We start from the raw sequence: 23,766 nt of genomic DNA on the forward strand, positions 1-23,766 counted from the left end.
AGTCATGATGAACACAGAAAACGTAGTACCTCACTTGAGGGAGGAAGCGGTGAATCCCGTGGGAGACCTCTTGGAGGGTGGAGTGACCACTGGCATAAAGAGAACAGCTATTCACGGAAGTTATAAAGACTTGCGTCAATTATCTTAATTGAACCGCCGTATACGGAACCGTACGTACGGTGGTGTGAGAGGACGGGAGTTAATCGCTCCCTCCTACTCGATTCATGTATTATTTATTAATATGTTATGCTAATTTTAAAAAAAGGTTTGTCCAATTATGAAAAATTTTAATAAGGAGGCCGTCCTTGATTAAGGTATTAGCCATATCAGGTTATAAACCATATGAATTAGGAATATTTAAAAATAACGACCCGTCCGTTTATTACATAAAAGCTGCGTTTAAGAAGGCATTGCTGTCAAAACTAGATGAAGGTTTGGAATGGATATTGATTAGTGGACAACTAGGGGCAGAACTTTGGGCCGCAGAGGTTGTCCTTGACCTAAAGGTTCAATATCCGGATCTTAAGTTGGCGGTTATTACTCCATTTTTAGAACAAGAAGCATCTTGGAACGAAAACAACCGGGAGTGGTATCATACTGTTTTGGCACAAGCTGATTTTGTTAATTCGGTAACCAAAAAAAAGTATGAAAATCCGTGGCAATTCCACTTGAAAAATCAATTTATGATTGAAAAATCGGATGGGCTGTTATTGCTTTATGATCAGGATAAAGAGGGGACCCCTAAATATATATTTGAATTTGGATTGAAATATCAGGAAAAAAATGAATACCCTATCGACCTTATTACGTTTTATGATCTGCAAATGATTGTCGAAGAAGGGCAAATGAAACAAGTCGATTTTTGATGTTTACTTCCATGTAATTGAAAATTGACAAAAACGAATATTTTTGAAAAAATAATAGGTAATGATTGGCTAAACTTGAGGTGATTTGAATGCTATCAGATAAAGTTAAATTAACGGCAAAGGATATATTGGAAAAAGAATTCAAAACCGCAGTTCGTGGTTATAAACAAGAAGAAGTGGATAAATTTTTAGATTTAATTATTAAAGACTATGGAACGTTCCATCAAGAAATTGAAGAACTTCAGCAGGAAAATTTGAGACTACGTAAACAGCTTGAAGAGGCAACTAAAAGGCAGCCTGTTGCACAACCTGCTGGAACAACAAACTTTGACATTTTAAAGCGTTTATCCAATCTAGAAAAGCATGTTTTTGGAAGTAAATTATACGATTAACAATGTATTCTTACATTTCCAAGTAATAACCATTGAAAAATCATAATTAAATACATATAATATGGAATGTAAAGTTAATAACGTTCGGGTAATCGCTGCAATGAGCGTATGCAAATTGTAGAGGAAAGTCCATGCTCGCACAAGCTGAGATGCTTGTAGTGTTCGTGCCTAGCGAATTCATAAGCTAGGGCAGCTGGTTTAGTCCAGCTGACGGCTGGGAAAGTACCTAAGTCCTTTTGGATATGGTATGATTACCTATAAAAGTGCCACAGTGACGATGCCTTCTTAGAAATGAGAAGGGTGGAACGGGTAAACCCCACGAGCGAGAAACCCAAATTATGGTAGGGGCACCTTCTCTGAGGAAATGAACGAGGAGAAGGACAGATTCGTTTGAATCTGTAGATAGATGATTACCGCCTTAGTACGAGGCTGAAATGCCGCTTGAAGTACTTGGGAACAGAACATGGCTTATAGAACGTTATTAATAATAGGATAAAAATTTACAGCTCTCCTATATGGGAGGGCTTTTTATTTGTATAAACTGGTTTGAATTTACCTGCTGAAATTAGACAATAATGGAAGTTAATAAATACAATACAAGGGTGAAACAATGGGAAAATATCAAATTATTGCGACTGCAGCGATGGGGCTTGAAGCTTTAGTTGCAAAAGAGGTACGAGCACTTGGTTATGATTGTCAAGTGGAAAATGGGAAAGTTACATATAACGGAGACGAATATGCGATCGCTCGAAGTAATTTATGGTTGCGCACCGCGGACCGGGTTAAAATAAAAGTTGGTGAATTTAAAGCACACACTTTTGATGAATTATTTGAGAGAACAAAGGCTCTTCCTTGGGAGCAATTTATTCCAGAGGATGGGGAATTCCCTGTTATTGGGAAATCTGTTAAATCAAAGCTTTTTAGTGTTTCAGATTGTCAAGCAATTGTAAAAAAGGCCGTTGTGGAACGATTGAAAAAGCATTATAAAACAAATTGGTTTGAGGAAAAAGGTGCACTTTATCGAATTGAAGTGGCCTTATTAAAAGATGTAGCTACCATTACGATTGATGCTAGTGGAAGTGGACTTCATAAGCGCGGCTATCGGGCAGATCAAGGGGAGGCACCTTTAAAGGAAACGCTGGCGGCAGCCCTTGTCATGCTCACCAATTGGCGGCCTGAACGTCCATTTGTCGATCCATTTTGCGGGTCTGGAACCATTCCTATTGAGGCTGCGATGATTGGACAGAATATTGCACCGGGCTTTAATAGGGAGTTTGTTTCTGAGCAATGGAAATGGATCCCGGAGAAAGTTTGGAATGATGTTCGAACTGAAGCTGAGGATTTGGCTAAATACGACCAGCCACTTGAAATTATTGGTTCTGATATAGATCACAGAATGGTGAGAATAGCTCAGCAAAATGCATTTGAAGCAGGATTAGGTGATTTAATTCAATTTAAACAAATGCAAGTAAAGGATTTTACTACTGATAAAGAATATGGAGTAATTGTCGGAAATCCTCCCTATGGTGAAAGATTGGGAGAGAAAGCAGCCGTAGAGCGGATGTATAAAGAAATGGGTCAAACATTTAGTAAGCTAGATACTTGGTCTATTTATATCCTCACCTCGAATGAGGATTTTGAACATTTTTATGGAAAACCGGCTACTAAGAAAAGAAAGCTTTTTAATGGATTTATTAAAACAGACTATTATCAATATTGGGGGAAAAAACCTCCTATCAATAAGTGAAAACTGTAAATGATTAGCGTCTTACAGGCGCTATTCTTTTTTGGGGAGGGATATAATGCAAAACCGTTTGCCATTTACAATTTCAAAAAGTGAAACATTCTATGAGAAATTTAGCGAATGGATTGGCGATGTATTTTATGAAATTTTACCGGAAGCGGGATTTGAACTTCGTGACGAACAGATCTACATGGCTTTTCAGTTGGAAAAGGCTTTTAAAGACAGAAGGATTATGTTTGCCGAAGCTGGTGTCGGTACAGGGAAAACGATTGTATACCTGTTATATGCAATTATGTATGCCCGCTATACGAATAGGCCAGGGGTCATTGCCTGCGCAGATGAGACGTTAATCGAGCAGCTTGTTAAAAAAGAAGGGGATATTACTAAATTGGAACAGGTTCTTGGGTTACAAATCGATGTTCGACTTGCTAAATCCCAAGATCAATACCTATGTTTAAAAAAACTTGATCATATGAGAGATGCTGACGATTTCGATGAAACGGCATCGATTTATGAACAATTACCGGATTTTGTTCACATGACAGGTTCAATGCAAAAGTTTGAAAAGTATGGGGATAGGAAAGATTATCCTTCCTTATCTGATGAAACTTGGAGAAAGATTAGCTGGGATCCTCTACAGGATTGTTTTTCATGTGACAAACGCCATCGATGCGGTCTTACACTAAATCGGGAATATTATCGCCATTCAAAGGATTTGATTATTTGTTCTCACGATTTTTACATGGAACATATTTGGACGAAAAACGCTAGGATACGTGAAGGACAGCTTCCTTTGCTACCTGAACACTCATCGGTTGTATTTGATGAAGGGCACCTCCTTGAATATGCAGCTCAGAAAGCATTAAGCTATCGATTTACGGATTATACACTTGAAAACTTGCTTACAAGGCTAATGGAAAATGATGTTCGGGAAAAGACATTACATACCATTGAAAAGGCATTATGTGAGAATGAAGTGTTTTTTGATACAATCGCTCAATTTTCCACCAACACCGGCTCTGAAAAACAAGCCATTCAAAAAAACGCAATAGTCATCCAACACTGCTCCCGGCTATTGACCACTCTTCAGGAACTGGAAGAGGAGCTGGTGTTTGAAAGTGAATTATATGTTATTAATGAGTATGATTTAAAAATTGTTGAGGAATATTTAGATCAAATTACCTATTCACTTTCTCTTTTTCTACAAGATATTAAGGGGATCTCCTGGTTCGAACAACAGGGCGGGGAGCGAACATTGGTTATCATGCCAAGAATGGTAGAAGAATTTATGAGTGAAGAAGTATTTTCTAATAAAAAGCCCTATATTTTTTCATCGGCAACACTGTCAAATCAGAAGAATTTTGATTATATTGCAACAAGCTTGGGTGCTAGTGATTATCTATCTTTTTCTGTTGATTCGCCGTTTGATTATGATGAAAAAATGAAGATATTTGTAACGAAATTTAAAGAAGGTAATAATGACAAGAAAATTCATTATCTGATTGAGAACATTCGTCAATCAGAGGGACGGGCATTAGTTCTGTTCAATAACAAAGAAGAAATGGAATTAGTCAAGGAAAAGTTAAAAACAGAACTCCCTTATACTATTTATTTTGAAGGAGATGAGGAAATAAGCAACCTCGTTTCAAAATTTCAAAATGAAGAACAGTCTGTGTTATGTTCTATCCATTTATGGGAAGGACTTGACATACCTGGAAGATCACTTGAAAATGTTTTGATTTATTCACTTCCTTTCCCACCCAATGACCCTGTATTTACAGCAAAAAGGGAAGGGGTAACAGATCCCTTTTCTGAAGTAGATTTGCCGTACATGTTATTACGACTTCGTCAAGGAATTGGCCGATTGATCAGAAGTGAAAAAGATCAAGGTACGATTCATATATTAATGGATAAAAATATTGAATCTGATATTGTTGAAAAAATATTCGACGTATTACCGACATGTCCAGTAGTGAATGAAATCGAATAGGGCTGACCCAAAAGGTGCCAATAAGCGACTTTTTAGGGGTTCAGCCTCTATTTTTAATAATTTATTGGATACCAACGTTTGATGAGTTATTGTTTCTAAATATTCAAGGTAACACGGATTCTTTTTGTGTCATTTCCTTTTGCATAAGAAGCATTATAAAGGTTCTTTAGCCGTCTGTGTAAAAATAAGTTTTCTGGTTTCCTTTTTCCTTCGTAACATTGGTCGTGGTGACAAAATTCTTCCGAAAAGGAACAATCTACTTTTTGCACAAAGTTTTAGGCTACATTTTTCTCACTCAATTGTTTGGAGGGGGAGGTACGCGTGCGGAATATGAGCACTTAGAATGGAAATCTACAGAAAAGGTTCAGAGTAAAACAAAAAGAGGGTGAATACCCTCTTAATTTTCTCTATCTGTTTAAAGCCCTGCGGCCCTCATCAGTCATTTTATCCGGTGACCATGCAGGCTGCCATACTAGGTTAACTTTGACATTCCTAACTTCTTCAATCGCTTCTACACAATGACGGACTCCGCTTGTTATGCTGTTATGGAGTGGACATCCTGGTGTTGTTAAGGTCATGTTGATGGTAACATCTTTTTCATCGGAAATATTTATTTGATAAATTAAACCTAAATCAACTACATTTATACTTAATTCTGGGTCATAAACACTTTTTAATGCTTCAAGAATTTTATCTTCTAAACACATACAAAACACCCCTTTATTTCTTTAGAACTTTAACAATAGAAATAGCAAAGATAATAAATGTAATAGAAAGCAAAAATTGCCCAATAGTGAAAAATATCGTTTGTTTGAATATAATGGCAAAAAATACTATGAAAACATTAACAATAAATAGAAAAAAAGTTGGAGAGATTATTTTTTCATTCATCATCTCTTTTAAGGTAGGAACTTTTGTTTTACCAATATCCTTACTATATTTATACGTCCACCATAGAAAAGGAACAATTTTATACAAATATCCGGCAATACTTAGTACAATCCAAAGTAAAATATAAGTGTAGATGATTGGACCTGCTAAATTTTCAAAATGACGACTTAAAAGTAGAATTAAGGCAGTTAAATGAATGACATTTCCAAATCCAATGGCTGCTAATGCAAACATAAATGGTTTATCCAATTTTTTCTTCATTCTATTTTTGATTATGATGCTAATATGCCAACTAAAAGTAGAAAAGCCGATAAATAATAGAAGAAAACCGGTTATGAGCAAGAAATATTGACCATTGAAAAAGGAAATGAGTGTAGTAAATAGTCCTGTGATATATATTCCATAAACATATCTAGCATGGGTCATTGGATAACCATGGGAAAGTGAAAACATGGGCACCATTTTATAAGAAAATCCAAAAATTAAGAGGGTAAACCAACCTGCTAATCCTAATAGCAGATGACTCTTAAATATGGACGTATAATATTCTGAACCAGCACCCGTTTTCATCATGTATAGTAATGTGATCCCTAAACCAATTGTTAAGAGTAAGCAAAATAATGCAGAGCCTACAAAGGCAGTTAAAATATTGGGGGATTTTTGGGTTTTTAAAGTCATCATCATTTGAAATAAAAACATAAGTATCCCCACAAGTGTAAGGATCCCAGGAATCATCGCGTATTGAGGGGACAAATATAGCATGGATGAAAAACTAGTGATACCTGCTGCTGTAACAAAAAATTGAATAAACCCAAATTTTTCATTCCATATTTTTGTTAAGAATGCAACCGGTACTAGTTGATACATTGCCCCCATGGCAACCATTAATGCCCATCCAAGGATTAATAAATGGGCCGCTGACCAAATGGGTGGAATTCTGAAACTACCGTTTGCTATTATTTGACCGCCAATGAGCAACATGACCTGTGAAAAGACTAGAGCGGCTAAACTAAAAAGAATAAATGAAAAGGGGAGTTTTATATTTGTCTCACTCCCTAAATTTTGCGGAAACATAATTTCTTCACCTTCTTAACGGAAGATTTCAATTTTAAAACTTCCGTCTTCTTGTTGTTCTGTTCGCTGTTGATAACCTAATTCTTCAAGTTGTTCATATAGAAACATCGGTCGTCTGTCATTAATAATTGTTAAAACTTCGCCTTCTTTTAAATTTTCTAATGCAGTCAAAGTACGAATCATTGGCTGAGGAGGTTCTAACCCACGATTATCAAGAATCATAATAGATCCCCTTTCTTTCATTTAATTTTTCTTAGTAAATGTTACTTTCCAATGTTTCTTTTCGATTTCTACTGCATCATGAGTAAAGCCCTTTGCTTTTAATACCGCAAATAAAGGTACTGGTTTAAATGGTGCATGCAAAATAAAAACATCATCTTTCTCTAACTCTTTTACAGCATCCATAATTTTTTGAAATGGTTCAATTTTATTTTTTAAATCCTCACGAACATCCAGTTCAACGATTTTTTGTGCCATGATAAATCGCCTCTTTCTTTATAATTCCTATTATTTAACTACATTGTAACAGTGGAATCCTGTTATAAATGTGATGCGTGTCATAGTTTATAAATGAAAACCATTCTCATTATGACAATTTTGTGAATGAATATTAAAAAACAATCCGCATTAATTAATTTGCGGATTGTCGGTGTCGCTTTGCAACGTTGCATAGCATTGAAAGCAATAGATTCTTTTTTCATCTGTAACTACTCCATTAAAAAATCCCTCTAAACAGAAAATTTCTTTTGAACAAGAATGACATGTTCCGATTAACTCTTTCAAAAGATTACCTCCAAGCAATTAAGTATGCATAAGATCATGTTTTTGGTGTGACAGAACTCACTAAATAAAGGAACAGTATTATTTATAATGGGAAAGAAGTTACATAGAAGGAGTGAATATAATGGAAACTTATGAAAAAGTAATTCATGTACCAGATTATCCCCCAAAGGAAAAACATCCAACCATTTTTAGAGCCTTTGATGAGTTAGCATCTGGTAAAACAATGCAAATTGTTAATGATCACGATCCAAGACCACTTCTCTATCAGTTTATGATGGAGAGACCTGAGCAGTTCACTTGGGAATACCTTGAAGAGGGCCCTGAAATCTGGAAAGTGGCAATCAGTAAAAAGTAATTTCTATTGGCACAAAGTGTTCGATAGGTCACACCCTCTCTAGTTACATTCATTTATAATACTATGCATCCTCTTTTTCTATAATTATTTTACAACAGAATCCATTTCTGTTGTTTTTTTTATATTCATCCCAAATCCTATTTTTTGAAAAGTATGATAAAATAATTGAGATATAAGGGGGGATTTTACGTGAAAATAGAAATATTAGGGAAGTATAGTAGAAAGGTAGATAAGTGAAATTGAGTAAAGCTCTACCAATATTATTAATTGCCATAAGTGCTTCTTTGTGGGGGATTATTGCCATTTTTGTAAGGAAACTATCGTTTATTGGGTTTTCTTCTATGGAAATTGTCACTATAAGAGTGGTAATAGCAGCCTTGTTGCTTACCTTCATCGGTATAAGAAAATACCGATCACAAATGGTGATTTCAGTTAAGGATGCGAAATTATTTATCGGGACAGGAATTTTTAGTATAGTTTTGTTTAATTGGTGCTATTTTTCTTCCATAAATCAAATGAACCTGTCGATGGCTGTAATTTTATTATATACAGCACCGGCATTTGTCACGGTTTTATCTTATTTCTTTTTAAAGGAAAAAATGGATTGGCTTAAGGTTGTTTCTGTTATCGGAACAATTCTGGGGTGTATTCTCATCACGGGTGTGCAGGTTGGAGATACTTCATCTATTAATATGATAGGTATCATTACTGGATTAGGAGCAGGTTTTGGTTATGCTTTATATACGATATTTGGGAAATTTGCCTTATTAAAATATCCCCCTTTTACAGTTACATATTATACTTTTATAGTAGCTTCTTTAGCATTAATACCATTAACAAGACTATGGGAAAAGGGCATGATGCTCTTTAGTAGGGATGTATTTATTTATGGGGTTGGTTTGGGTCTAGTTCCTACGGTAATCGCATATTTATTTTATACTAAGGGACTTGAGCAGCTGGATGGAAGTAAAGCAGCAATTGTAGCAACAGTGGAACCAGTTGTTGCGACATTATTAGGTGTTTTTTTGTATGAAGAAGGTTTTGGTATCATTCAAGCACTTGGGTCAATAATTATTTTAATTTCAGTCACGCTTATTAATATTCCAAAAAAACAAAAAGCTTCAATCCGTTAGATTGAAGCCTCATTATTGCTTTACCAAGTTTTGAACCCTTTGGATCCCGGTGGTGCATTTTGAATAATATCGATAAATGGAATGGTATAAGCAAAAAGAATGAGAGCTGCTGTAATACCAAGCCATAATTTCCAGTTTTCAAATACCATCGGTGCTTTCTCTGATAAGTTCTCTGCTTCCCCAACTGGGAATTCCTCTTCCCCTTTTGGTGCAAAGAAGGCAAGATTGATAAATATGATGAGTACTAAAATGATTCCAAGGAATAATATCGTTCCTCCAACTGCCTGTGCAATTTGATAAGGAATCCACTCAAGCGCTTGCTGTGAGTTGCCGTAAGTGGAGAATGAGGAACGTCTTGGTCCACCAAGTAATCCTTGAAAGTGCATGGCACCTGACATGAAAGCCATACCGATAAACCAAACCCATGCCTGAATGATACCTAATTTATTCATGGCTTTAGTTAATTTTCGACCAGTAAGATGAGGTACTAGCCAATAGGAAATTCCAAAGAACGTTAATACTACGGAAGTGGCAGCCGTTAAATGGAAATGACCGGTTACCCAAATTGTATTATGAACAACTTGGTCCATTTGGTTAGAGGCATTGATAATACCACCTGCACCTGCTGGGATAAATGAAGCCATTCCGATAAAAGGAACGATAAATCGAGCATCATTCCATGGGAGTACTTTTAACCAGCCAAATAGTCCTGTAGCTCCTTTGCTGCGACCATATCTTTCAAATGTAGCAAATAAAGAAAATGCTGTCATTAATGATGGAATTACAACCATAAAAGTTAAAATTACTTGTATAAATTTCCAAGCCGGATCAATACCTGGCTCAGTTAATTGGTGATGAAATCCGACAGGAATAGAAAAGAGCAAGAATAGAATAAAAGATAAACGAGCTAAAGAATCTGAGAAAATTTTTCCACCAATAATTTTTGGAATAATCGCATACCAGCACATGTAAGCTGGAAGTAACCAGAAATAAACTAGCGGATGTCCAAAATACCAGAATAGGGTACGGCTTATTAGCACGTCTACTGTTTCAACCAAACCGAGTGACCATGGCAGTAATTGGAATAAAACGGTAGCAGCAACCCCTAATGTTGCAACAATCCACATCACCGTATTAATGACAGCCATAAAGCTTAATAAAGGGCTTGGTTGTCCTGGGTTGTTTTTTCTCCATTTTGCATAGGTCATAATTTGTGCAGCACCATCAATCCAGCTACCTATTACAACGAAAGTTAGGCCTAAATAAAAGATCCAATGTGCTTGAAGTGGTGCGTAGAATGTATATAAGACAGTTGCTTCATTTAGTAATACCATTGTGGCAGACATAAGCGTTCCAATTGTCATTAACCAAAAGCCAATCCAGCCTGTACGTCTGGCTGCATTTGAATGAGTGCCGGCAGTTCTTGAGACGGCAGCATATTGAAATCCCATAATAAAGAAAGTTGTAAGAACTAGCCCCATTAATACACCGTGTACAGTTAGTACTTGATAATATCCAATTCCAAAAGGTAGTTCAAATTTGCCTGATCTAACAAGCGTTTGAAGGAGACCCATTAATCCACCGAGAGCAAGTGCAGTAAATGCGACAAAGAAGTGTGCCATGGAAAGCTTAGCATCACGAGGGTCAACCTTGATTTTTGCTGCTGTTGCGTTAATCATTTTTCTACCACCTCAATCTTTGAGAACATTAAATGGTGACCAGTCCCACAGTATTCATTACAAACGATTAGATATTCACCGGCTTTATCAAATGTTGTTGTATATTCATTGATATAGCCAGGTTCAAGCATCATGTTAATGTTCGTTCCCGCTACTTCAAGACCATGGACAACATCGGTTGTTGTTGCAATCACCTTAACTTTTGCTCCTAGTGGTACCTCTACTTGTGCAGGCTGATAGGAAAAGGCAGATGCAACAAAAACTAATTCATAATCCCATTCTTTTCCTTCGACTTTATGGAGTCCTGGTTTATCAAAAGGCTTTGTTTGTGTAACCTTTTCAGGATCAATCGTAGTTAAACAGCTCGCAGGTTTATTCCCTAGGTAGAAGGCGCTTACGCCAACGACTGTTAAAAAAACGACTAGACAGCCTATACCGAAAGTCAGCCAAATTTTTTCAAATTTATGCATATGCATAAACTTTTCCCCCCTTAATCATTAAAAACGATCTACGAATAAGTAGTAGACACTGACCCATGAAACTATGATAAATAGTCCCAATAAGAAAACGGATGCTAATGTTCCCTTGAGTGAAGAACGATCTTCCACTTGAGTTTTTTGATTTGTTTTTAGTTCCGTTTTCGCCATAATCAACACTCCCTTCAAAACATGTAAAAATAATTGAGTTAAGTTCACTTTCATCATACAAAACAATTGTGAAAGGAAAAGATAAATTCCATAAAATCCACAAATTGTTCATTCCTTAGGTAACTACAATGTTAATGTTAAAAACTTGATGTAACAGTGATTTATATCACTTTTGTACTAGGTAAATATGAATAAAGTGTGAACAATCACACTTTATCTGTGATACAGATAATTGATTAAAAGGGCCTAAAGAAAAATATGTATCCTCACATTTTAGATTTTTTCTCACCACTTAGAATGGATGAAAATATGATAAACATATAATCTATTTTTTTTGGAAACGGTGGTGGTTTAATTGGTGAAATACTATTGCAATCAATGTTGTCTTTTATATAGTAAAATAGAATATTGTAAAGTTTGTGGAGAATTGGTGAAAAATAAAATAATAATAGAGGTACAAAAGCAGCCTGAAAGATAAATAAATTGGAAATGTTTATATAATGAAGGTATTTTTATTTCAGGATATAATAAAAATGCACAACAACAACTACCTTCAAAACGTTTGCTTCTCCTTAAGTAGGGGAAGCTTTTTTTATTTTGAATAATGAACAGCCAATCGGGGAAATTATTGTTACCTATGTTATGAAGGAGAATGAGAGAATGCCCACAATTCTTTCAGTTGCAGAGGTTATTCCGCCAGTACAAATTTCACAATCACAGGTAGCAGAGTTTGTACGAGAGCTATTCGGGGCTGCTTATAAGGATATCGACCGCTTACTGACGGTTTTTAAAAATGGTGAGATTAAAAAGCGGCATTTATTAAATCATATTGATTGGTTTCACGAAAACCATAGTTTTGAGGAACGGAATCGTATATTTATTGAAGCAGCGGTAACCCTTGGGACAAAAGCAATTTCAGCATGTTTAAACAAAAATAGTTTTTTAAAAAATCGAATTCCTTATGAAGAAATTGATGCCATCTTTTTTATTACATCTACCGGACTCGCCACTCCCAGTATAGAGGCAAGGATAATGAATCACCTTCCATTTCATAAGCATACAAAGAGGATTCCAATCTGGGGACTTGGTTGTGCTGGAGGAGTGGCTGGACTATCGAGGGCTTATGAATATTGCCAAGCATTTCCGAAGTCCAAGGTACTTGTCCTTTCAGTTGAGTTTTGCAGTTTAACATTCCAAAAGAATGATCTTTCAAAAAGTAATTTGATTGGGACATCTCTGTTTGCCGATGGGGTGGCATGTGCTTTAGTATGCGGTGATGAAAGTAATATAGATCAGTATCGGCAAAAAGAGACGATTCCCTCGATTATGGCGACCCAATCAACGTTGATGCCGAATTCATTGGATGTAATGGGATGGGACATAAAAAACGATGGTTTGTTTGTTATCTTTTCGAGGGACATTCCTCATATTGTAGAAAGCTGGCTAAAACCGAATGTGAATGCATTCTTGGAGAAAAATCATATTGAGTTAAAGAAAATTGATTATTTTATCGCACATCCTGGTGGTAAAAAGATTATAGATGCCTATGGGCATGCCTTAAATTTACCATCATCCATGCTGGAGGATTCCTTGTATGTATTAAAACAGTATGGAAATATGTCATCAGCGACCATATTTTATGTGCTTAAACAGCATTTAGAGAAGAAAATCCCAAGAGGATCTTATGGACTCTGTGTAGCTCTAGGGCCAGGATTTAGTTCGGAATTAATATTGTTAAGGTGGTTTGAATGAATGATATTTTTCCGTTTATTTATATGATTTGTATTCTTATCTTTCAGCGGATGGGTGAACTCTTAATTGCTAGAAAAAATGAGAAATGGATGAAGCTGCAAGGAGCTATAGAATTTGGAGAAAAACATTATCGCAGTATAGTATTGCTCCATGTATTATTCTTTATCTCACTAATTGTTGAAAAAATAATGTTCAATCAAGGGTTATCTTCATTTTGGCCGGTAATATTGATGATCATTATCATTGTACAAATCCTTAGAATATGGGTTATTTGTACATTAGGGAAATATTGGAATACGAAAATTATTGTACAACCCCATGCAAAAATAATACAAAATGGACCGTACAAGTATATTAAACATCCCAATTATTTAGTTGTAATCACAGAGATTATGATGATTCCAATGTTATTTCAATGCATTTGGACATCCGTAATATTTACCATAATAAATCTGTACTTGTTATCTATCCGCATACAAGAGGAAGAGAAAGCCTTAAATAGTTTAACTGAATATAAAAGAGCATTTCAGGATTGCAACCGCTTTATTCCGAAAATTGTAAAATAATTGTTTTCATATACGGAGGAGTATTGAAAATGATTATCACCTGTGATAAAATTTGATTAAGGATGAAAATCATTCTCAACACAACCTTAAAAAGGTAGGTGTCTACATATGACCTATGCGTTCGTAGGCGGGACCATCATTATCTATGCATTTATTATGAAATACGTATTAAAGAATGTTACGCAATAACCTTATTTAAAGTAAAGCCGAAGAGACTTTTTTGTCTTCGGCTTTTTTGTTTTTATTTGGGAATATACATGTCAAGATAGGAAAAGTTTGAATTATCGTATAAAATAAACGTATTAAAACGTTCTTAAGGGGTATTAGTTTAAATGGCAAAAACAACAGTTCAACAAGAAACGGTCGAAACATTAAAACAAAAATTGATTTCATTCCATGAATACTATGTAGAAAAAGAAGATTTTCTGAGTGCTGAAAAAGTTAAACAGCTTGCTGTAAAGCTTAGAAATCGAGAGTTTTCAATTGCTTTTTGTGGGCATTTTTCAGCAGGAAAATCAACCATGATAAATCGGGTAATTGGGGAAAATTTACTACCTTCAAGCCCGATCCCAACCAGTGCAAATTTAGTAACAGTAAAATCCGGTGATGAATATGCTAAAGTGTTTTTTAAACATGAGAAACCTCGTCTTTATTTAGCTCCATATGATTATAATTTAGTCAAAAATTATTGCAAAGATGGGGATGCTATTGAATCAATTGAGATTAGTCATCGCCATTCCAAATTACCGGAAAATACTGTCATAATGGATACACCTGGCATTGATTCAGCGGATGACGCACACCGAATCGCTACGGAGTCTGCAATTCATCTAGCTGACATAATTTTTTATGTTATGGACTATAACCATGTTCAGGCTGAATTGAATTTTCTGTTTACCAAGGAATTAACGGAAGCGGGGAAAGAGATCTACCTTATTGTTAATCAAATTGATAAGCATAATGAGGAGGAACTAAGTTTTTTTGATTTTCAAAAAAGTGTAGTGGAATCGTTTGCATCTTGGGGAGTAAGTCCTTCTAGAATTTTTTATACATCACTAAAGAACCCTGATCATCCATTCAATGAATTTCAAAATCTAAAGTCATTTATTGATGATAAATTGGCGGTTAAGGATGAATTAATAATACCTTCCATGTATCACTCTTTAAAAAAGATTGCACAAGATCATTTGCAACAATTAAATAAAAAAATGGAAGAAAAGATGGATCCATTAATTAACATTTTAACTGAATTGTCAGAGCAAGAAAAAGAAGAATTGGAAGGAACCTACCAGAGGCTAGAAGGACATATAAACACATTCACTGAAGATGGAAGAAATGAAGAAAAGGAATTTGATGAAGGAATTAGCCAAATATTAAAAAATGCCTATCTAATGCCTTTTGAAACAAGGGCATTGGCTGAAGGTTATTTAGAGGCTTGTCAGCCGGAATTTAAAGTAGGCTTCTTATTTGCCAAGAAAAAGACCGAAGAGGAAAGAATGGCGAGACTTGAAAAGTTTTATCAGGATATATTAGATAAAACGAAAACTCAAGTTGAGTGGCATATACGTGAATTCCTTTTGCGTACGTTAAAGGAACAAGGGCTTGATCAAGGAGATCTGCTTGTTTTGGCTCAAGCTTACTCTATTGCAGTCCAGAAAGATGTGTTAATTAATTCAGTTAAGCCTGGCGCCCGTTTATCTGGAGAATATCTACTTCATTACACAGAAGATGTTGCGAATGAAATTAAGAAATTGGCTAGACTTGAATTGGCAGAATTTAGAAATCGATTGTTAGAAGCGGTGAAACTGCAATCAGTTAAATTAAAGCAGCAGTATGAAAAAGAATATATGAAACTTGAAAAATATATTAAAGCACGTTCTGAACTTCAAAAATACAAAGATACCTTGAATGCAGTGGAATCTGACATTAATAAACTGCTAAACCAAACCGAAACTTACTCTGTAGATCCAAACAATCTTTTTTCTAAGGTAGAAGAAGAGTTTGAAGTAATTAAACCTATTACGGTGCAAGAATCGGTGCTTAGCACAATAGATAAAAAAATGGTGACGAATGATATTCATCCTGAATCGGATCATCTAAAGAATTTGGTTGTGAAGGAAGGAAAAGCTGTTGAAAATGCGGAGGAACATTTAAAGGCGACAGTCAAGAAGCTTCAGCATGTGGCGAAGTTGATTCAGGATTTGCCGGGTTTTCAAAAGCTTGCTAACGAATTGGTTGAGAAGGCTTCAAGGCTTGAAAATAAAGGATTTACAGTTGCCTTATTTGGGGCATTTAGTGCTGGAAAATCTTCTTTTGCCAATGCATTAATAGGGGAAAAAGTTTTACCGGTTTCGCCTAATCCTACAACAGCCGCTATCAACAAAATTAAACCTATAACAGCAGACTATCAGCATGGAACAGTCCTAGTAAAATTTAAAGAAAGAGAGTCGATGTTAGAGGACATAAACCGTTCCTTAAAGGTATTTGATCTACAAGCCAAGGATTTTGCGGAGGCGTTTAAATTAATTGATCAGATTTTCATTGAGGTAGGGCAGGAAGGGGTATTAGAAAAAACTCATTATGCCTTTCTAAAAGCTTTTAATAAAGGGTATGACACTTATGTGAATAGGCTTGGAAACGTCTTACAAACAAATGTGACTGAATTTCATGAATTTGTAGCTAAAGAAGAAAGATCCTGTTTTGTTGAATGGATCGAGCTTTACTATGATTGTGAGTTAACTCGCAAGGGAATTACCTTGGTGGATACACCGGGAGCAGATTCCATCAATGCACGTCATACGGGTGTTGCCTTTGATTACATTAAAAATTCAGATGCCATTCTTTTTGTTACGTATTATAACCATGCATTTTCAAAAGCTGACCGTGAATTTTTAATCCAGCTGGGACGTGTGAAAGAATCTTTCCAATTGGATAAAATGTTCTTTATCATTAATGCAATTGACCTTGCTGAAAATGAAGAAGAGAAAGAGGCAGTGGTTCAATATGTCACAGAGCAGCTTGTTAAATACGGGATTAGAAAACCACATCTCTATCCGTTATCCAGTTTGAATGCTCTAAAAGAGAAGACCATCCATAACAGTGACTTTAATTCGGGCATGAGCCGGTTTGAGAAAGAGTTTTATTATTTTATAAATCATGACCTGACAGATGTGGTAATTACCTCTGCCCAAAAAGAAATCAATCGTGTTCGGGAATTAATTGACCGACTGATTCACAGCGCGAAAGAAGACCAATCTGTTAAAGAGCAGAAACGTATGGATATAGAAAAACAAAGATCCACAATCAATCAGATCTTTAATAATGAAACGGTCGAACCGTTAAAGAATCACCTTCTTCAGGAGGCTGAAGAATTAATTTATTATATAAAACAGCGTGTCTTCTTCCGTTTTAATGATTTCTTTAAAGAATCCTTTAATCCTTCGATATTAAGAGTGGATGGAGGGAATTTGAAAAAAGCCTTGCAATCGGCATTGGAAGAATTTTTAGAAAGTCTTGGTTTTGATTTTGCACAAGAAATGAGGGCTACTACTGTAAGACTAGAACGGTTCATAGAAAAGATTATGTCGGATTACCAATCAACGTTAGTGAGAAAATTGAAAGAAATAAATCCAGATTTATCTTTCTCCATCTATGAAAAGAAAAAAGGAAAAGAAATTGATTTTCCTATAGCATTCCAAAATCTCGATCAACACTTGTTTACAAAAGCAAAATCATATTTTAATAACCCAAGATCATTTTTTGAAAAAAATGAAAAGAAATTCATGAGTGATGAGCTTAACCATGTCTTAAATTCTCCTGCAGATAACTATCTTAAGAAAGAAGGGGAGCGGATGATCCACCATTTCACAGAAGAATTGTCAGAGGAGTTTAACCTCCTTATAAATCAAATGAAAGAGCAGGTAAATGATTTTTATTTAAGCCTTCTCGCGACATTGGACGGTGGTGTTTCTGTGGAAGTTTTAACAAAGATTCAAAGTGAAATTGGCCAATAGAACGAATAGGGGTGAGGATCGTGAAATACGTTGTGGAGAAAGAATGGCTAAAAGAAAATTTGTATGACAGCAACATAAGGATTGTCGATTGCCGTTTTACATTATCAGATCCTAAAAAAGGGAAAAATGAGTATTTAGAAGGCCATTTGCCAGGTGCGGTTTATTTTGATTTAGAAAAAGACTTATCTGGTCCTGTTCAAGTACACGGTGGACGACATCCAATGCCAGATATCGAAGTATTATGCCGTAAACTTGAAAAAGCGGGTATTGATCAAACGAAAACAATTATTGCTTATGACAATGGGGAGAGTGCGTTTGCAGCGCGTTTTTGGTGGTTGTTGCAGTACCTTGGTCATGAAAAGGTTTATGTATTGAATGGTGGATATAAACAATGGTCCAAGGCAGGTTATCCAGTTTCTACTGAGATACCATCCTATGAAATGGCAAAATTTAATCCCCAACCAAAGCATGAATTAATGGCTTCTATGGAAGAAGTTAGAGACGCGGTATTTGGCAAAAGAGATGACATTTTATTAATTGACTCACGCGAGGAGAAAAGATTTTTAGGCATAGAAGAACCGATTGATAAAAAAGCTGGGCATATTCCTGGGGCAATAAATAAGCCTTGGTTAAAAGGGCTAAATAACGGTATATTTAATTCCTTAGAGGAACAAAAGCAACGTTTTTCAGACGTTAATCCGGCCAAACAAATCATCGTATACTGCGGTTCAGGAGTTACAGCATGTCCGAACTTTTTAGCTTTAAAAGAAGCGGGATTTCAAAATGTAAGGCTTTATGTAGGTAGCTTCAGCGATTGGATCTCCTATGATGAAAATAAAATAGATTAAGCTTTTTATGGTATAATGAACAACATACCATTTTCGAATGATTTGGGAGGTCCATGATGAATCAACAAAATCCTTCACTCATGCTTGTTGACGGTATGGCTCTATTATTTCGAGCCTTTTATGCAACGGCTGTTTCTGGCCAATATATGATAAATTCAAAAGGTATTCCGACGAATGGAATTCACGGCTTTATAAAGCATATGTTTACCGCTGTATCTAGATTTAAACCAACTCACTTGGCCGTTTGCTGGGATATGGGAAGTAAGACCTTTAGAACAGAATTATACCCGGACTACAAAGGAAATAGGGGAGAACCTCCAGTGGAATTAATCCCCCAATTTGACTTAGCAAAAGAAGTAGTTGAATCTTTTAATATTCCTAACATTGGATTGGAAGGCTTTGAAGCGGATGACTGCATCGGTACGATTGCCAAAAAAATGAAGGAACATGTACATGTTTTCATCTTAACGGGGGACCAAGATATTTTACAACTGTTAGATGAACGGATCTCAGTAATCATGTTGAAAAAAGGTTTTGGAAATTACCAAGTGCATACCCCTCAATCTTTTTACGAGGAAAAAGGTATTTTCCCAAGTCAATTAATTGATTTAAAGGCATTGATGGGAGATGCAAGTGATAATTATCCTGGAGTTCGGGGAATTGGGGAAAAAACGGCTCTTAAATTGCTCCAACAATTTGAGCATATTGATGGTATTATTTCCAACCTTAACAAATTGACTAATTCACAAAAAACAAAAATTGAGCAAGATAGGGACATGCTCCATTTGTATAGAAGGTTGGCTGAAATTAAATGTGATGTCCCGGTTAGCTGTAGTTTAGAAGAATCATTGCTAATAATTGAAAAAGAAAAAGCAATGAAAAAATTAATGGATTTAGAGCTTCGCAGCATCAACCGTCTTCTTCCGATGGAGGAAAAATATATTTCCTAAACGCAACATTTCACTGGCTGTCTTTAAATTTAGACAGCCAGTTTTTTAAAAAATATAAGTTATTTGACCATAGTGTAAGCTCGTTCTCAGTGTGACGTTTCACTTTTCTCCCGAAATGTATTAGGTAATAATAAAAGGAATACTTTGGAAACAATAGCGTTGTTAAACCTCAATGTGAAAACTTTAGGAGGAATCCATACGCTGCTGTTAAAAAGGCACTTGCACTTTTTAAAATTTAAATTTTTGTATTTGATTTTTTTGCTCTGTTTTCTAGTTCACTTTTGGGTGATTCAGCAAATTCAGCATCTTGGCCGTACCCTTGTGGATTTACACCTGAAGCTTTTACTCCCCGGCTTGCTCCTTTCTTTTTACCCACATTGATTCACCTCCATGTTTGTAGTATTTCCAGTTAGAATAATAAAACTCACGCTTTCTCACACTAACATAAGGGGGGATAAAATGAACAAAGGTGTTTATTTAGCATTGCTAAGCATTGGGCTCGCTCAAGGATTAAAAATTCCAATTCATTATTTAAAAAAGAAGGAATGGAGACCAGAATTGTTTTTTGGTACTGGAGGAATGCCTAGTTCTCATTCTGCAGGAGTCTCTACCTTAACAACGTTTATCGCGTTAAGAAGAGGATTATCGACAGTAGACTTTGCTTTATCACTAATCTACGGATTGATTGTTATGTATGATGCCCAAGGAGTAAGAAGACAGACAGGGGAATTAACATTAAAAGTTAATTCCTTAAATGAGTTAATTGAGAAAATTCATAAGGAAGAAAGCATGGAATTTAAAGAAAAATCCCCAAAAAAATTAAAAGAAATGTTAGGCCATGAACCTGAAGAGGTCCTTGGAGGAGCCGTTCTAGGTATTCTAGTTGGACTGATAGGACACCATTTCACAGAAAAAGATAGAAAATTGTCGAAATTTAAGTTAAAATTTTAAAGGGATTTTCAACATAGTTGGAGAGGGTTGGTTTTTTCCATGCAAACTGTGGATGAATATTTGCAATACTTGAGAGGGAAAGGGTTTCAATTTCAAGAAGATGTTGTCGGTTTTATTTACTTTGGAAAGCATTATACAAATGCATCAGATGAAATTATCAATACTGCAATCGAATTAACGTTAAAAGCTCAAAAAAAATTTGATGGCAGTTTTTATGTATCTTTGCTGGAAACGTTTGTGAAGAATCAAATTCATACTAGAAGGGACGCCATTAGGTTTGTAAAAGACCACGAACTACTTGCAATATAAAACAAACAGAACTCCTCTTTTTTCGAAAAGGGAGTTCTGTTTTTATTATCCTTCTATACTTTTGTCTTTGGTTAGAATGGAAAAATTCTTTTTAGGAAGTTCTGCAAAGATCATTCCGGTAAAAATGAGAAAACATCCAATAATAGCACTGGAAGATAGGTGTTCATTTGCCCAATAGTAACCTGTAATGGCTGCAAATACGGGCTCCATTGCAAAAATAATCGCCACCCGAGTTGTAGAGGTATATTTTTGAAAATTAGTTTGGATAAAAAAAGCTAATGCTGTCGCAAATACACTTGTAATAATTAGCGCAGTGATTACAGATTTTGTAAATAACATGTCAGTACTCATTGATTTTTTCCAATCTTCGAATATAAAAGAGGATATTAGGGATAATATTGAAACTGTCGAGATTTGTAAAATAGTCAATAAAAGTGTAGGATATTTACTCGAAAATTTACCAGTAAAAATAATGTGCAGGGCGAAACTTATGGCACAAACAAACACAAATCCATCTCCCCTGTTAATTGCTGTCACATCGATCATCGTTAGAAAGAACAGGCCAACAGTTGCTGTAAGTACACCGAAAATCGCGTTTTTACTTGGAATCTGTTTTAATAAAATCATGGAAAACAATGGTACTAGTACAACGCTTAGTCCAGTTATAAAACCTGCCTTAGAGGAAGTGGTGTATTGTAGACCAATCGTTTGTGTGACATAGCCAAGGAAAAGCCAAAAACCAATAAATATGCCAGTAATAATGATTTTAAAATCGAATTGTTTAAGTGCCTTTTTATCAAAAATTAGTAGACTTGCTAGTAGTAATAGGGCTGCAAGAAAGAATCGTATACCATTAAAGGCAAACGGTTCTAAATAATCAATCGCATTTTGCACGAGAACAAAGGTCATCCCCCAAATTAATGCAACAAAAAGTAAGCTAAAATCTGCAATAATTGTTTTTTTCATTTGGTATATGCCTCCGATTCTTTCCTTTATCTTATATAAATGGAAGTTTATCATATATTAACACTATAAGGATAAATAATTTTTCGTATTTAATATTACGTGAAATATGGAACTTTAAATTGTGAGAAAGAATGAAATTAGTTAGTAATTAAAGAAGGGCTGAAAGCAATGAATTATAGAATTGAATGGAAACAAATCTTAAAGAATAAGGAGAAAGTCCAATGCTCCTCGGATTGGATTTCTGCTGAATCAGCCATTCAGTTGGGTGAGGAGCTTGAACGTAATGGGAAAGTAACTGATTTGTATTTTTACGATGAAATGGGCGTCAGCTGGAATATGAAGGAAATGAGAAAATTATTAACAGAAATAGAGGAAGAACCTCATGATATTACCCTCTATTTTGACGGTGGATTTCAAAAGGAAACTTATCAAGCTGGCCTTGGTGCTGTGATTTTTTATCATCAAGGAAAAAAGAAATACCGTATCCGTGCCAACAATTTAATCAACGAAATGGAAACGAATAATGAAGCAGAATATGCCGCCTTATATTTCGCATTAGGGATTTTGGAAGAATTGGGGGTTGAATATAAAACGTGTGAAATAAAAGGGGACTCCCAGGTTGTTTTAAAACAGCTTGAAGGAGAATGGCCATGCTATGAAGATGTCCTAAACCGTTGGCTGGATCGAATCGAAGAAAAGATAAATAAAATGGGGATTAGGCCACGTTATACAGTTATATCCAGAAAAGATAACAAAGAAGCGGATAAGCTTGCAACACAGGCGCTTGAAGGAAAGGAAATCTATGCAAAAACAATTATTCTATAAGGAGACGGAGGTTTCGATTTATTTGTGGAACGAGATGTCAGAAAGGAACTTTTAAGCCAAGTAGAAAACATTATGAATGAATTCTGTGTAGGATGTTTTGTGCACAGGCAATTAAAGAAAGAATGTGGTAAAAGAACGGCCCATCGTTTTTGTATTTCACAATGTACAGTTGGGGAAAAAATTAAGGAATTTGGGAAAAAATTAAATGAATACGGACTTTAAGAAACAATAAAAAGGCTGACTTAGGTCAGCCTTTAATCATCATGATTATAAATTATAGTTTAACTACGTTAGCAGCTTGTGGCCCACGGTTTCCTTGAACGATTTCAAAAGAAACTTCTTGGCCTTCTTCTAATGATTTATAGCCTTCGCCTTGGATAGCGCTGAAATGTACGAATACATCGTCGCCGCCTTCCACTTCGATAAAACCGAAGCCTTTCTCATTGTTAAACCATTTTACTTTACCGTTTTGCATTTACTTCGTCCTCCTAAGCCTTTCAAGACACCAAATAAAGGTGCCAAAGATAAAAATTACCATGTAATAAAAAACGCAGCGAACTTGCTATGTATTCGATTACATGATGATTTAAATATACAATATTGGAAATAGACAGTCAAGAAACGAAAGGTCTTTTTTAAGAAAAGAGGATGAATTCTCAATAAAATGAAAAATATTTCAAGAAGGAAAATGGCTAACATAAATCCTTGTCTCTCTCATATTGTAAATTAATAACGTTTCGGGTGGGGTGGGATTTATGTTCCGATTTACAATAGAGGGTGTGGAATGGATCTTACGATTCTCTCCGCAAGTATCTATAGAAGATGCAGAAAAACAAGCGATATTCATGTCATTGCAGCAAATAGGAACAAGATTAACAAAGTTTTCTCATGGCAGTGCCTTTATCCTGTTTACCAAAAATTTTGGTGCTATCATTTTTGAAATTGAAAGGATCCCATCTTTTATAATTACCGTATCAAATATTATTTCTGAGGAAAATTGGTATAATAAAGAATCCCTTTTCAAATGAATCT

At 35.4% G+C, this 23,766-nt stretch carries 26 protein-coding genes and 1 other RNA gene; 17 read left to right on the top strand and 10 right to left on the bottom strand.

The window, feature by feature from the left end:
- Positions 1 to 308 precede the first annotated feature (308 nt).
- The 5 genes from GZA11_RS09280 to GZA11_RS09300 all read left to right on the top strand — a co-directional run bounded on the left by GZA11_RS09280 (position 309) and on the right by GZA11_RS09300 (position 4,992).
- Complete coding sequence (locus GZA11_RS09280; RefSeq protein ID WP_200878234.1) at positions 309 to 866, top strand: DUF1273 domain-containing protein; 558 nt, start codon at positions 309 to 311, stop codon at positions 864 to 866.
- A gap of 89 nt (positions 867 to 955) precedes the next feature.
- Positions 956 to 1,258 carry a cell division regulator GpsB gene (gene gpsB / locus GZA11_RS09285; RefSeq protein WP_038535789.1) on the top strand — a complete coding sequence of 101 codons (303 nt, stop codon included), beginning with the start codon at positions 956 to 958 and terminating at the stop codon, positions 1,256 to 1,258.
- 80 nt (positions 1,259 to 1,338) lie between these two features.
- Positions 1,339 to 1,734, top strand: an RNA gene (gene rnpB / locus GZA11_RS09290) — RNase P RNA component class B.
- A gap of 134 nt (positions 1,735 to 1,868) precedes the next feature.
- A complete protein-coding gene (locus GZA11_RS09295; protein ID WP_038535787.1) occupies positions 1,869 to 3,005 on the top strand; it encodes a THUMP domain-containing class I SAM-dependent RNA methyltransferase in 1,137 nt (378 codons plus the stop codon).
- Positions 3,006 to 3,060: 55 nt separating this feature from the next.
- Positions 3,061 to 4,992 carry an ATP-dependent DNA helicase gene (locus GZA11_RS09300; protein WP_163183563.1) on the top strand — a complete coding sequence of 644 codons (1,932 nt, stop codon included), beginning with the start codon at positions 3,061 to 3,063 and terminating at the stop codon, positions 4,990 to 4,992.
- Positions 4,993 to 5,399: 407 nt separating this feature from the next.
- Here the strand turns inward: GZA11_RS09300 and GZA11_RS09305 are convergent, their stop codons facing one another.
- Genes GZA11_RS09305 through GZA11_RS09320 form a run of 4 tightly spaced genes read right to left on the bottom strand, consistent with a single transcriptional unit; the run spans position 5,400 to position 7,434 of the window.
- Entirely contained in the window at positions 5,400 to 5,699 is a 300-nt protein-coding gene (locus GZA11_RS09305) for a metal-sulfur cluster assembly factor (RefSeq protein ID WP_038535783.1), read from the bottom strand.
- 13 nt (positions 5,700 to 5,712) lie between these two features.
- On the bottom strand, positions 5,713 to 6,957 hold the full coding sequence (locus tag GZA11_RS09310; protein ID WP_038535781.1) for a hypothetical protein: 1,245 nt from the start codon (positions 6,955 to 6,957) through the stop codon (positions 5,713 to 5,715).
- A gap of 15 nt (positions 6,958 to 6,972) precedes the next feature.
- Entirely contained in the window at positions 6,973 to 7,179 is a 207-nt protein-coding gene (locus GZA11_RS09315) for a DUF2249 domain-containing protein (RefSeq protein WP_163183564.1), read from the bottom strand.
- A gap of 21 nt (positions 7,180 to 7,200) precedes the next feature.
- The gene (locus GZA11_RS09320) at positions 7,201 to 7,434 is read right to left on the bottom strand and encodes a DUF2249 domain-containing protein (RefSeq protein ID WP_038535777.1); all 234 of its coding nucleotides are present in this window, start codon (positions 7,432 to 7,434) and stop codon (positions 7,201 to 7,203) included.
- Between the two features lie 427 nt (positions 7,435 to 7,861).
- Between GZA11_RS09320 and GZA11_RS09325 the strand changes: the two genes are divergently transcribed.
- Together GZA11_RS09325 and GZA11_RS09330 are read left to right on the top strand one after the other, a co-directional pair.
- Complete coding sequence (locus tag GZA11_RS09325; protein WP_038535775.1) at positions 7,862 to 8,095, top strand: DUF2249 domain-containing protein; 234 nt, start codon at positions 7,862 to 7,864, stop codon at positions 8,093 to 8,095.
- 233 nt (positions 8,096 to 8,328) lie between these two features.
- Positions 8,329 to 9,228 (top strand): DMT family transporter, encoded by a 900-nt coding sequence (locus GZA11_RS09330; RefSeq protein WP_235924947.1) that lies wholly within the window; start codon positions 8,329 to 8,331, stop codon positions 9,226 to 9,228.
- Between the two features lie 20 nt (positions 9,229 to 9,248).
- Here GZA11_RS09330 and GZA11_RS09335 read toward each other — a convergent pair whose 3' ends face one another.
- From GZA11_RS09335 to GZA11_RS09345, 3 genes are read right to left on the bottom strand one after another with little or no spacing between them, the layout of a single operon-like run.
- Entirely contained in the window at positions 9,249 to 10,907 is a 1,659-nt protein-coding gene (locus tag GZA11_RS09335) for a b(o/a)3-type cytochrome-c oxidase subunit 1 (protein ID WP_163183565.1), read from the bottom strand.
- Positions 10,904 to 11,383, bottom strand: coding sequence for a cytochrome c oxidase subunit II (locus GZA11_RS09340; protein WP_038535770.1), 480 nt, complete (start codon positions 11,381 to 11,383; stop codon positions 10,904 to 10,906). The genes GZA11_RS09335 and GZA11_RS09340 overlap by 4 nt, the downstream gene beginning before the upstream one ends.
- Before the next feature lie 21 nt (positions 11,384 to 11,404).
- Positions 11,405 to 11,554, bottom strand: coding sequence for a cytochrome c oxidase subunit 2A (locus tag GZA11_RS09345; RefSeq protein WP_081905042.1), 150 nt, complete (start codon positions 11,552 to 11,554; stop codon positions 11,405 to 11,407).
- Positions 11,555 to 12,214: 660 nt separating this feature from the next.
- Here GZA11_RS09345 and GZA11_RS09350 point away from each other — a divergent pair.
- The 5 genes from GZA11_RS09350 to GZA11_RS09370 all read left to right on the top strand — a co-directional run bounded on the left by GZA11_RS09350 (position 12,215) and on the right by GZA11_RS09370 (position 19,683).
- Positions 12,215 to 13,306: a type III polyketide synthase gene (locus tag GZA11_RS09350; protein WP_163183566.1), complete on the top strand. Its 1,092-nt coding sequence runs from the start codon at positions 12,215 to 12,217 to the stop codon at positions 13,304 to 13,306.
- On the top strand, positions 13,303 to 13,872 hold the full coding sequence (locus GZA11_RS09355; protein ID WP_163183567.1) for an isoprenylcysteine carboxyl methyltransferase family protein: 570 nt from the start codon (positions 13,303 to 13,305) through the stop codon (positions 13,870 to 13,872). The genes GZA11_RS09350 and GZA11_RS09355 overlap by 4 nt, the downstream gene beginning before the upstream one ends.
- A gap of 332 nt (positions 13,873 to 14,204) precedes the next feature.
- Entirely contained in the window at positions 14,205 to 17,885 is a 3,681-nt protein-coding gene (locus GZA11_RS09360) for a dynamin family protein (RefSeq protein WP_163183568.1), read from the top strand.
- A 20-nt stretch (positions 17,886 to 17,905) separates the two neighbouring features.
- The gene (locus GZA11_RS09365; RefSeq protein WP_038535764.1) at positions 17,906 to 18,733 is read left to right on the top strand and encodes a sulfurtransferase; all 828 of its coding nucleotides are present in this window, start codon (positions 17,906 to 17,908) and stop codon (positions 18,731 to 18,733) included.
- Positions 18,734 to 18,789: 56 nt separating this feature from the next.
- Positions 18,790 to 19,683, top strand: a complete 894-nt coding sequence (locus tag GZA11_RS09370) for a 5'-3' exonuclease (protein ID WP_038535762.1) — start codon at positions 18,790 to 18,792, stop codon at positions 19,681 to 19,683.
- A 235-nt stretch (positions 19,684 to 19,918) separates the two neighbouring features.
- Here the strand turns inward: GZA11_RS09370 and sspL are convergent, their stop codons facing one another.
- Positions 19,919 to 20,059 carry a small, acid-soluble spore protein L gene (sspL, locus tag GZA11_RS09375; RefSeq protein WP_038535760.1) on the bottom strand — a complete coding sequence of 47 codons (141 nt, stop codon included), beginning with the start codon at positions 20,057 to 20,059 and terminating at the stop codon, positions 19,919 to 19,921.
- Between the two features lie 83 nt (positions 20,060 to 20,142).
- On the opposite strand from sspL, the gene GZA11_RS09380 reads away from it, so the two are divergent.
- Positions 20,143 to 20,634, top strand: coding sequence for a divergent PAP2 family protein (locus tag GZA11_RS09380; protein ID WP_038535759.1), 492 nt, complete (start codon positions 20,143 to 20,145; stop codon positions 20,632 to 20,634).
- 39 nt (positions 20,635 to 20,673) lie between these two features.
- A complete protein-coding gene (locus GZA11_RS09385) occupies positions 20,674 to 20,943 on the top strand; it encodes a DUF6123 family protein (protein WP_038535757.1) in 270 nt (89 codons plus the stop codon).
- Between the two features lie 45 nt (positions 20,944 to 20,988).
- Here the strand turns inward: GZA11_RS09385 and GZA11_RS09390 are convergent, their stop codons facing one another.
- Entirely contained in the window at positions 20,989 to 21,909 is a 921-nt protein-coding gene (locus GZA11_RS09390) for a DMT family transporter (protein WP_163183569.1), read from the bottom strand.
- Between the two features lie 168 nt (positions 21,910 to 22,077).
- Here GZA11_RS09390 and GZA11_RS09395 point away from each other — a divergent pair, with 168 nt between their 5' ends.
- Together GZA11_RS09395 and GZA11_RS09400 are read left to right on the top strand one after the other, a co-directional pair.
- Positions 22,078 to 22,734 carry a reverse transcriptase-like protein gene (locus tag GZA11_RS09395; protein ID WP_038535753.1) on the top strand — a complete coding sequence of 219 codons (657 nt, stop codon included), beginning with the start codon at positions 22,078 to 22,080 and terminating at the stop codon, positions 22,732 to 22,734.
- A 24-nt stretch (positions 22,735 to 22,758) separates the two neighbouring features.
- On the top strand, positions 22,759 to 22,956 hold the full coding sequence (locus tag GZA11_RS09400; protein WP_038535751.1) for a zinc-finger domain-containing protein: 198 nt from the start codon (positions 22,759 to 22,761) through the stop codon (positions 22,954 to 22,956).
- 52 nt (positions 22,957 to 23,008) lie between these two features.
- On the opposite strand, the gene cspD is transcribed toward GZA11_RS09400, so the two are convergent.
- Entirely contained in the window at positions 23,009 to 23,209 is a 201-nt protein-coding gene (gene cspD, locus GZA11_RS09405) for a cold-shock protein CspD (RefSeq protein WP_038535749.1), read from the bottom strand.
- 280 nt (positions 23,210 to 23,489) lie between these two features.
- Here cspD and GZA11_RS09410 point away from each other — a divergent pair, with 280 nt between their 5' ends.
- A complete protein-coding gene (locus GZA11_RS09410) occupies positions 23,490 to 23,762 on the top strand; it encodes a hypothetical protein (RefSeq protein WP_038535747.1) in 273 nt (90 codons plus the stop codon).
- Positions 23,763 to 23,766 lie beyond the last annotated feature (4 nt).

This window comes from Neobacillus sedimentimangrovi, from assembly GCF_010614825.1.
GTDB classification, from domain to species: Bacteria; Bacillota; Bacilli; order Bacillales; family Cytobacillaceae; genus Neobacillus; species Neobacillus thermocopriae.

Excerpts from the sequence above, each read along its gene's own strand:
- cspD (WP_038535749.1), bottom strand. The coding sequence starts at position 23,209 with ATGCAAAACGGTAAAGTAAAATGGTTTAACAATGAGAAAGGCTTCGGT.
- GZA11_RS09410 (WP_038535747.1), top strand. The coding sequence starts at position 23,490 with ATGTTCCGATTTACAATAGAGGGTGTGGAATGGATCTTACGATTCTCT.
- GZA11_RS09350 (WP_163183566.1), top strand. The coding sequence starts at position 12,215 with ATGCCCACAATTCTTTCAGTTGCAGAGGTTATTCCGCCAGTACAAATT.
- GZA11_RS09320 (WP_038535777.1), bottom strand. The coding sequence starts at position 7,434 with ATGGCACAAAAAATCGTTGAACTGGATGTTCGTGAGGATTTAAAAAAT.
- GZA11_RS09390 (WP_163183569.1), bottom strand. The coding sequence starts at position 21,909 with ATGAAAAAAACAATTATTGCAGATTTTAGCTTACTTTTTGTTGCATTA.
- GZA11_RS09305 (WP_038535783.1), bottom strand. The coding sequence starts at position 5,699 with ATGTGTTTAGAAGATAAAATTCTTGAAGCATTAAAAAGTGTTTATGAC.
- GZA11_RS09380 (WP_038535759.1), top strand. The coding sequence starts at position 20,143 with ATGAACAAAGGTGTTTATTTAGCATTGCTAAGCATTGGGCTCGCTCAA.
- GZA11_RS09295 (WP_038535787.1), top strand. The coding sequence starts at position 1,869 with ATGGGAAAATATCAAATTATTGCGACTGCAGCGATGGGGCTTGAAGCT.
- GZA11_RS09355 (WP_163183567.1), top strand. The coding sequence starts at position 13,303 with ATGAATGATATTTTTCCGTTTATTTATATGATTTGTATTCTTATCTTT.
- GZA11_RS09325 (WP_038535775.1), top strand. The coding sequence starts at position 7,862 with ATGGAAACTTATGAAAAAGTAATTCATGTACCAGATTATCCCCCAAAG.
- GZA11_RS09310 (WP_038535781.1), bottom strand. The coding sequence starts at position 6,957 with ATGTTTCCGCAAAATTTAGGGAGTGAGACAAATATAAAACTCCCCTTT.
- GZA11_RS09340 (WP_038535770.1), bottom strand. The coding sequence starts at position 11,383 with ATGCATATGCATAAATTTGAAAAAATTTGGCTGACTTTCGGTATAGGC.
- GZA11_RS09335 (WP_163183565.1), bottom strand. The coding sequence starts at position 10,907 with ATGATTAACGCAACAGCAGCAAAAATCAAGGTTGACCCTCGTGATGCT.
- GZA11_RS09315 (WP_163183564.1), bottom strand. The coding sequence starts at position 7,179 with ATGATTCTTGATAATCGTGGGTTAGAACCTCCTCAGCCAATGATTCGT.
- GZA11_RS09370 (WP_038535762.1), top strand. The coding sequence starts at position 18,790 with ATGAATCAACAAAATCCTTCACTCATGCTTGTTGACGGTATGGCTCTA.
- GZA11_RS09395 (WP_038535753.1), top strand. The coding sequence starts at position 22,078 with ATGAATTATAGAATTGAATGGAAACAAATCTTAAAGAATAAGGAGAAA.
- GZA11_RS09300 (WP_163183563.1), top strand. The coding sequence starts at position 3,061 with ATGCAAAACCGTTTGCCATTTACAATTTCAAAAAGTGAAACATTCTAT.
- GZA11_RS09345 (WP_081905042.1), bottom strand. The coding sequence starts at position 11,554 with ATGGCGAAAACGGAACTAAAAACAAATCAAAAAACTCAAGTGGAAGAT.
- GZA11_RS09360 (WP_163183568.1), top strand. The coding sequence starts at position 14,205 with ATGGCAAAAACAACAGTTCAACAAGAAACGGTCGAAACATTAAAACAA.
- gpsB (WP_038535789.1), top strand. The coding sequence starts at position 956 with ATGCTATCAGATAAAGTTAAATTAACGGCAAAGGATATATTGGAAAAA.
- GZA11_RS09385 (WP_038535757.1), top strand. The coding sequence starts at position 20,674 with ATGCAAACTGTGGATGAATATTTGCAATACTTGAGAGGGAAAGGGTTT.